The organism is Mesorhizobium sp. M5C.F.Ca.IN.020.29.1.1 (assembly GCF_003997375.1).
In the GTDB taxonomy this organism is placed as follows: domain Bacteria; phylum Pseudomonadota; class Alphaproteobacteria; order Rhizobiales; family Rhizobiaceae; genus Mesorhizobium; species Mesorhizobium wenxiniae.
This window is the reverse complement of the sequence record NZ_RZSW01000323.1, coordinates 1-7,026: the sequence shown is the minus strand read 5'-3', so window position 1 is coordinate 7,026 and position 7,026 is coordinate 1. Positions and strand designations below refer to the sequence as shown.

Annotated in this window: 9 protein-coding genes; 5 read left to right on the top strand and 4 right to left on the bottom strand. The window is 62.5% G+C overall.

Going from position 1 to position 7,026, the window contains the following annotated elements:
* Both EOA85_RS39210 and EOA85_RS22765 read left to right on the top strand, forming a co-directional pair.
* Positions 1-632: dihydroxy-acid dehydratase (locus EOA85_RS39210; RefSeq protein WP_245485959.1), on the top strand; the 632-nt coding region annotated here is incomplete at its 5' end.
* Positions 619-1,455, top strand: coding sequence for a tetratricopeptide repeat protein (locus tag EOA85_RS22765; protein ID WP_029353183.1), 837 nt, complete (start codon positions 619-621; stop codon positions 1,453-1,455). The genes EOA85_RS39210 and EOA85_RS22765, both read left to right, overlap by 14 nt.
* Positions 1,456-1,538: 83 nt before the next feature.
* Here EOA85_RS22765 and EOA85_RS22760 read toward each other — a convergent pair whose 3' ends face one another.
* The 4 genes from EOA85_RS22760 to erpA all read right to left on the bottom strand — a co-directional run bounded on the left by EOA85_RS22760 (position 1,539) and on the right by erpA (position 3,472).
* A complete protein-coding gene (locus EOA85_RS22760) occupies positions 1,539-1,829 on the bottom strand; it encodes a hypothetical protein (RefSeq protein WP_127211254.1) in 291 nt (96 codons plus the stop codon).
* Positions 1,830-1,927: 98 nt separating this feature from the next.
* Positions 1,928-2,722, bottom strand: coding sequence for an exodeoxyribonuclease III (xth, locus tag EOA85_RS22755; protein WP_127211253.1), 795 nt, complete (start codon positions 2,720-2,722; stop codon positions 1,928-1,930).
* Between the two features lie 7 nt (positions 2,723-2,729).
* Positions 2,730-3,122: a VOC family protein gene (locus tag EOA85_RS22750; RefSeq protein WP_127211252.1), complete on the bottom strand. Its 393-nt coding sequence runs from the start codon at positions 3,120-3,122 to the stop codon at positions 2,730-2,732.
* 2 nt (positions 3,123-3,124) lie between these two features.
* Complete coding sequence (gene erpA / locus EOA85_RS22745; RefSeq protein WP_127211251.1) at positions 3,125-3,472, bottom strand: iron-sulfur cluster insertion protein ErpA; 348 nt, start codon at positions 3,470-3,472, stop codon at positions 3,125-3,127.
* 73 nt (positions 3,473-3,545) lie between these two features.
* On the opposite strand from erpA, the gene EOA85_RS22740 reads away from it, so the two are divergent.
* The 3 genes from EOA85_RS22740 to EOA85_RS22730 form a co-directional block, all read left to right on the top strand.
* Positions 3,546-4,760: a deoxyguanosinetriphosphate triphosphohydrolase gene (locus EOA85_RS22740; protein WP_127211250.1), complete on the top strand. Its 1,215-nt coding sequence runs from the start codon at positions 3,546-3,548 to the stop codon at positions 4,758-4,760.
* A gap of 74 nt (positions 4,761-4,834) precedes the next feature.
* On the top strand, positions 4,835-6,592 hold the full coding sequence (gene argS, locus EOA85_RS22735) for an arginine--tRNA ligase (protein ID WP_127211249.1): 1,758 nt from the start codon (positions 4,835-4,837) through the stop codon (positions 6,590-6,592).
* A gap of 103 nt (positions 6,593-6,695) precedes the next feature.
* On the top strand, positions 6,696-7,026 hold a 331-nt coding region (locus tag EOA85_RS22730; protein WP_164759814.1), incomplete at its 3' end, for a hypothetical protein.

Sequence of the window (7,026 nt, the reverse complement as noted above, 5' to 3'; positions counted from 1 at the left end):
ATGATAGCCAGGATGTGGTCCGTCCCGCCAACCGACCGATCACCCAAACGGGTGGCGTCGTGGGCTTGAAGGGAAACCTTGCCCCCGAAGGCGCGATCGTGAAGGTCGCGGGCATGTCGGAGCTGAAATTCTCTGGTCCGGCGCGCTGTTTCGATTCGGAGGAGGAATGTTTCGAGGCGGTTACGGATCGCAGCTACAGCGAAGGCGAGGTCCTCGTCATCCGCTACGAGGGTCCGCGCGGCGGTCCGGGCATGCGCGAAATGCTATCGACGACGGCGGCGCTCTATGGCCAGGGCATGGGCGGCAAGGTGGCTCTCATCACCGACGGACGTTTTTCGGGCGCGACACGCGGCTTCTGCATCGGCCATGTCGGGCCGGAAGCCGCCGTGGGTGGTCCGATCGGGCTGCTCAGGGATGGCGATTTGATCTCGATCGACGCGGTGAACGGCACAATCGAGGTGGCGCTGTCCGACACCGAACTGGCGGCTAGGGCAAAGGCCTGGAAGGCCCGCGCGACCGACTATCAGTCGGGCGCGATCTGGAAATATGCACAAACGGTGGGGCCTGCCCGCGACGGCGCGGTCACCCATCCCGGAGGTGCGAAAGAAACACATTGTTATGCGGATATCTGAGTTGCTGAGGTTGTCTGTCTTTTCGGCACTAGTCGCTATCGCCACTTTTGGCGCGACCTTGGGCGCCGCGGGCCAGGCCATGGCCTTCGACGACAAGGTGTTCGACGACAAGACCGGCGTGAAGCCGCAATCCAGCCCGTGGGCGGTGTTTCAGTTCGGCTTCTCCGCCTATAAGAACGGCCGCAAGGAACAGGCCGCGGAGGCCTACAAATACGCGGCCGAAAACGGCCAGATCGGCGCCACCTGGAAGCTTGCGCGTATGTATGCCGAGGGTGACGGCGTGGAGCGCGACGACTACGCGGCGTTCAAGTTCTTCAGCGAGATTGCCGACCAGGACGTCGAGCCCGGTTCGCCGGAAGAGAGCTATGTGTCGGACGCGCTCGTGGCGCTCGGCGACTATTTGAGGAAGGGCATCCCCGGCAGCCCTATCACAGAGAACGAGGTGGCGGCCCAGGAATATTACATGCGCGCCGCCGCCAATTACCGCAACCCGAATGCCCAGTTCGAGATGGGCCAGATCTTCCTGAATGGCAAGGGCGGCGTCAAGGCCAGCATCAAGCAGGCCGGACGCTGGTTCCAACTCGCCGCGGAAAAGGGCCATGCCGGCGCGCAGGCAACGCTCGGCCATCTGCTTTTCCAGAGCGGTAAGATCGTTCGGGGGCTGGCGATGATGACCGCGGCGCTCGAACGGGCCTCACCTTCCGACCAGCCATGGATACGCGGCATGCAGGAAGAGGCGTTTGCCGCCGCGGGCGAGGCCGACCGCCGCACCGCGATTTCGCTGGCCGACGACATCCTCACCAAGGGCGGCGGCGACCAGTAGCCAAGAAGCCAGTAGCCACGAAGCCGATAGTGAGGAAGGCAATAAGTCGGAGGACTGGCTACTTCGAAAATCAAGTCGGAAGATCAGTTCTCGGTGGGTTCCGTCGGAACGAGACCGGACTCAGGTGTTGAAATTGGCGTGGCCGACGGCGCCGGCGTCGTTCGCGGGCATTCGTCCCGAATCTTTGTCCATGACGTGTTGTTGAGCACCATATCGCAGCGGGCGAGGTGGCTCCGGCCGGACAGCGTCAGACAGGCGACCTGGCCGATCTGGAATGATTTTCCGTTGGCCAGGCATTCAGGATCGGCAAACGCCGGCGTCGCCGCGAGGGCGAGCGCGGCGGCACATGGGCAAAGCGCAAATCTGATCGTCATCTTGAACCCCGGCCGAACCCGGATTGCAGCGGAAACCCCGATTGTGGCGATATGACGGTCCATCAACCGGGAATCCGGCGGTCCGAGCCCCGAAATGATCAGATTGGCGCGAAAGCCAGTTCGACGGCCACCGGCACATGGTCGGAGGGTTTTTCCCAGGCCCGCACATGCTTTTCGATCGAGGCCGAGGAAAAGCGGTTGGCGGCTTCGGGCGAGAGCAGCAAGTGATCGATGCGGATGCCGTTGTTCTTCTGCCAGGCACCGGCCTGATAATCCCAGAAAGTAAAGATGTCCGGCCCGTCGGTGACCGCGCGCACCGCTTCGGTGAAGCCGAGATTCTTCAGCCGGCGGAACGCCTGCCTCGTCTGCGGCTGGAACAGCGCGTCGCTCAGCCAGTTCTCCGGGAATTTCGCGTCGATGTATTCGGGGATGACATTGTAATCCCCGGCCAGCACCAGCGCCTCTTCGAGCATGAGCCGTTCCTCGGCCCAGCGCTCCAGCCGCGCCATCCAGGAAAGCTTGTAGGAGAATTTCTTCTCGTCATTGATCGGGTTGCCGTTCGGCAAGTAGAGCGAGGCAACGCGCAACGCGCCCTTGTCGGTCGAGAACACGCCCTCGATGAAACGCGCCTGCTCGTCGGTGTCGTCACCCGGCAAGCCTCTGATGACCTCGTCGAAGCGCAGCTTCGACAGGATGGCGACGCCGTTAAAACCTTTTTGGCCATATATTTCAACGTTGTAGCCGAGCGCCTCGATCTCCGCGCGCGGAAACTGCTCGTCGACAGTCTTGATCTCCTGCAGGCAGGCGATATCAGGCGCGCTTTCCGTCAGCCAATGGGTCAAATTGCCGATGCGGGCCCGAACGCCGTTGATGTTCCAGGTGACGATTTTCATGACGGCCTCATTGCTGTTCCGGCGGATGACGTTCGACGAGGCCGATCGTATTGCCTGCCGGGTCCTTTAGGAAGGCCATCCATTCGCTTTCCCCCGCCGGCCCGAACAGGCCCTCGGTGTCGCGATGGACGAGCATCGGCGGCGCGGTGAAGGGGACACCGGCGGCTTTTGCCGAGGCGTAGAAATCGTCGAGGCCCGATATGTCGAGATAGACGGTGCCGGCCGGCAGGCCATCGGTGAACAGCAGCCGCACGTCGCCGGCCATGATGAAGGCGATGCCGGGCGGATCGAAGCGCACGTGCACCGTCATGCCAAGCACGTCGTGCCAGAACGCCAGCGTTGCATCGAGATCGCGCCCGGCTGAAAGCGCGACCTGACGGACCGCGCCGATGGCAGGCATTTCTAAATACTGAAGCTGGTGCCGCAGCCGCACGAGGCGACCGCATTCGGGTTCCTGATCTGGAACGACTGGCCCATCAAGTCGTCAACGAAATCGATCACCGAGCCACCCAAATAGACCAGCGAGAGGTCGTCGATCAGTACGGTTGCGCCGTCTTTCTCGATGGCGACGTCGTCATCGTTGCGCGTTTCGACCAGGTCGAACTTATAGGAAAAGCCGGAGCAGCCGCCGCCCTCGACCGAAACGCGCAGCGCCGTCTTGCCGGCTTCGCCAGATACAATCTTTGCAATCCGCCTGGCGGCGGCGTCGGTCATCTCGACTTTCATGGCGGTCTTGGCATCAGCGCCCATGGGCGTCACCTTGCTTTCGGTTTCACATGATAGGTATGAAGCGCGAGGGGGCAAGTCAACTGCGGCAGCGGCGATGACAAACGAGTTGGGCGACATCGGATTTGGTTATCGGCCGCGCGCGGCCTATGCGTGCGATCCGGCGAAGTCGCGCGGGCGGCTGTTCGACGAGGTGGAGAGCCCGACCCGCACGCCATTCCAGCGCGACCGCGACCGCATCATCCATTCGACGGCATTCCGCCGGCTGAAGCACAAGACGCAGGTGTTCGTCGCGCATGAGGGCGATCATTACCGCACCCGGCTGACGCATTCGATCGAGGTGGCGCAGATAGCGCGTGCCCTGGCGCGGGCGCTGCGCGGCGACGAGGACCTGGCCGAGGCGGTGGCGCTGGTGCACGATTTTGGCCACACGCCCTTCGGCCATACCGGCGAGGACGCGCTGAACGAGAAAATGGTCGCCTGGGGCGGCTTCGATCACAACGCGCAATCGCTGCGCGTGGTGACGCGGCTGGAGAGCCGCTATGCCGAGTTCGACGGGCTCAACCTCACCTGGGAAACGCTGGAGGGCCTGGTAAAACACAACGGACCGCTGACTGACGCCAGCGGAAAGGGTCTGAAGGGGCCGGTGCCGCAGGCGATCCGCGACTATTCGGATCTGCACGACCTCGAACTCGACCGCTTCGCCGGCATCGAGGCGCAGTGCGCAGCGATCGCCGACGACATCGCCTACAACACCCATGACATCGACGACGGCCTGAGATCCGGCTTCCTGACGCTGGGCATGCTGGAAAAGGTCTCGCTGCCCGGCTCGATCCTCGAAGGCGTGCGCCAGCGCTATCCGGCGCTGGACGATGTGAGGACAGGGCACGAACTGATGCGACGGCAGATCACGATGATGGTCGAGGATGTCATCGTTTCCACCACCGCCAATCTGGCCCGCATCAAGCCGGACAGCGCCGACGCGGTAAGGGTGGCAGGCGAGACGATGGTGACCTTTTCAGCCGAAATGGCCGCGTTCGAAAACGAATTGAAGGACTTTCTCTACAAGCATCTCTACCGGCACAGCGAGGTCATGCGCGTGCGTAACGAGGCCGAGCAGATCGTCAACGACCTGTTCGAGGTCTATTTCGCCAATCCGCGCGCCATGCCCGACGGCTGGCGCGAAGGGCTCGACCGGGCCGACGATCGCATCAAGGCGCGCAGCGTCGCCGACTTCCTGGCGGGCATGACGGATACCTACGCTTTGAAAGAACACCGCCGTTTGTTTGACCATACGCCTGAATTAAGCTAGGCCGAGCTCGATTTTGCCGGCCAATAAGCCGGATCCCTGCAAAGCCGCCAGAGCCACACCCCAGAGCTACACCAATGAACATCTTCGCCGATTTCAACGCGCGAATCACCAGAGCTGTCGAAGCGCTTGATTTAAAAGACAAAGACGGCGGTTCGCTGGACTTGTCGCGCATCGCCGTCGAGCCGCCGCGCGACGCCAGCCATGGCGACCTGGCGACCAATGCGGCAATGGTGCTGGCCAAGCCGACCGGCCAGCCCCCACGCGCACTGGCTGAAAGGCTGGCGCAGGCGCTGCGCGCCGACATCGACATCGCCGCTGCGGACGTTGCCGGTCCAGGCTTCGTCAATCTCAGGCTCAAGGACGCGTTCTGGCAGTTGCATCTGACTGTGCTGCTCGGCGAAGGCCGCGATTACGGCCGCTCGAAGGTCGGCGGCGGCAGGAAAGCCAATGTCGAATATGTCTCGGCTAACCCTACCGGACCGATGCATGTCGGCCATTGTCGTGGCGCCGTGGTGGGTGATGCGCTCGCCAATCTGATGGCCTTCGCCGGTTATGACGTGACCAAGGAATATGTCATCAACGATGCTGGTTCGCAGATCGACGTGCTCGGCCGCTCGGCCATGCTGCGTTACCGCGAGGCGCTTGGCGACGACATCGGCGAGATTCCGGCCGGGCTCTATCCGGGCGACTATCTGGTGCCGGTCGGCCAGGCGCTGGCCAGCGAATTCGACCGCTCCCTGCTGCAGATGTCCGACGAGGAAGCGCTTGCCATCGTCAAGGACAGGACGATCGATGCGATGATGGCCATGATCCGCGAGGATCTGGCGCTGCTCAATGTGCATCACGACGTCTTTTTCTCGGAGCGCACGCTGCACGCCGACAACGCCCGGAAAATCCGTTCGGCCATCAACGACCTGACGCTCAAGGGCCATATCTACAAGGGCAAGCTGCCGCCGCCCAAGGGCGAGAAGCCGGACGACTGGGAGGATCGCGAGCAGACGCTGTTCCGCTCGACTGCGGTCGGCGACGACATGGACCGGGCGCTGGTCAAGTCGGACGGCACCTTCACCTATTTTGCCGCGGACGTCGCCTATTTGAAGGACAAGGTCGATCGCGGTTTCGTCGAGCTGATCTATGTGCTTGGCGCCGATCATGGCGGCTATGTGAAGCGCCTGGAAGCGCTCGCTCGGGCGATTTCCGGCGACGAGGTGAAGCTTTCAGTGCTGCTTTGCCAACTGGTGAGGCTTTTTCGCGAGGGCGAACCGGTGCGCATGTCGAAGCGGTCGGGCGATTTTGTGACGCTGCGCGAAGTGGTGGAGGAGGTCGGCCGCGATCCGATCCGCTTTATGATGCTCTACCGCAAGAACGATGCGCCGCTCGATTTCGACTTCGCCAAGGTGACCGAGCAGTCGAAGGACAATCCGGTGTTCTACGTGCAGTACGCTTCGGCGCGCTGCCATTCGGTGTTCCGGCAGGCGAGCGAACAGTTGGGCGAGGCCAATTTCGACCGCAATCGGCTGGCCGCCGCCACCGCTTCGCTGACCGACGAAGGCGAGATTGGCCTGATCAGGAAGCTTGCGGAATATCCGCGGCTGATCGAATCGGCGGCACTTGCGCTCGAGCCGCACCGGCTGGCATTCTACCTCTACGATCTCGCCTCCAGCTTCCACGGACATTGGAACCGCGGGACCGAGAATCCGGACTTACGTTTTGTTAAGGTTAACGACCGACAATTGACGCATGCCAGACTAGGGCTGGTGCAGGCTGTTTCGGACGTTTTGACGTCCGGCCTGATGCTGATCGGGGCCGATGCGCCCACCGAAATGCGTTAGGTTTGACTAAAAAACCTGTCACCTTTTGCCCACATTGCGCTGGTAAGGGCCAACCCTGCGCGACGTCCATGGCGTCCGAATGAGTGCGAGTTCGGGAACAATAATGGCAGACAGAACCCAGCTGAGAGCAGCCGCCCAAAACGATATCGCCGACGATGATCCGTTCGCGGAACTGACCAGGATCATGGGGTTCGACCCGCGCCAGCCGGTCAAGCCGCAGGCCCACCCGAAGGCGGCCCCAGCCATCCAGCCGGCGGACGAGGGCGATTTCGACATCGATCTCGAGAGGGAGTTGATGGGCGAATTCGGCGCCGACGACAACGACGGCGCAACCGAGATTCGCGAGCCGGCTTTCGAACCGGCTGCCACCGACGCCGTGGACGACGAGCTTGCCGCGTCGTTCGAACAGGATTTCCTGCTGGACGATGATGCCG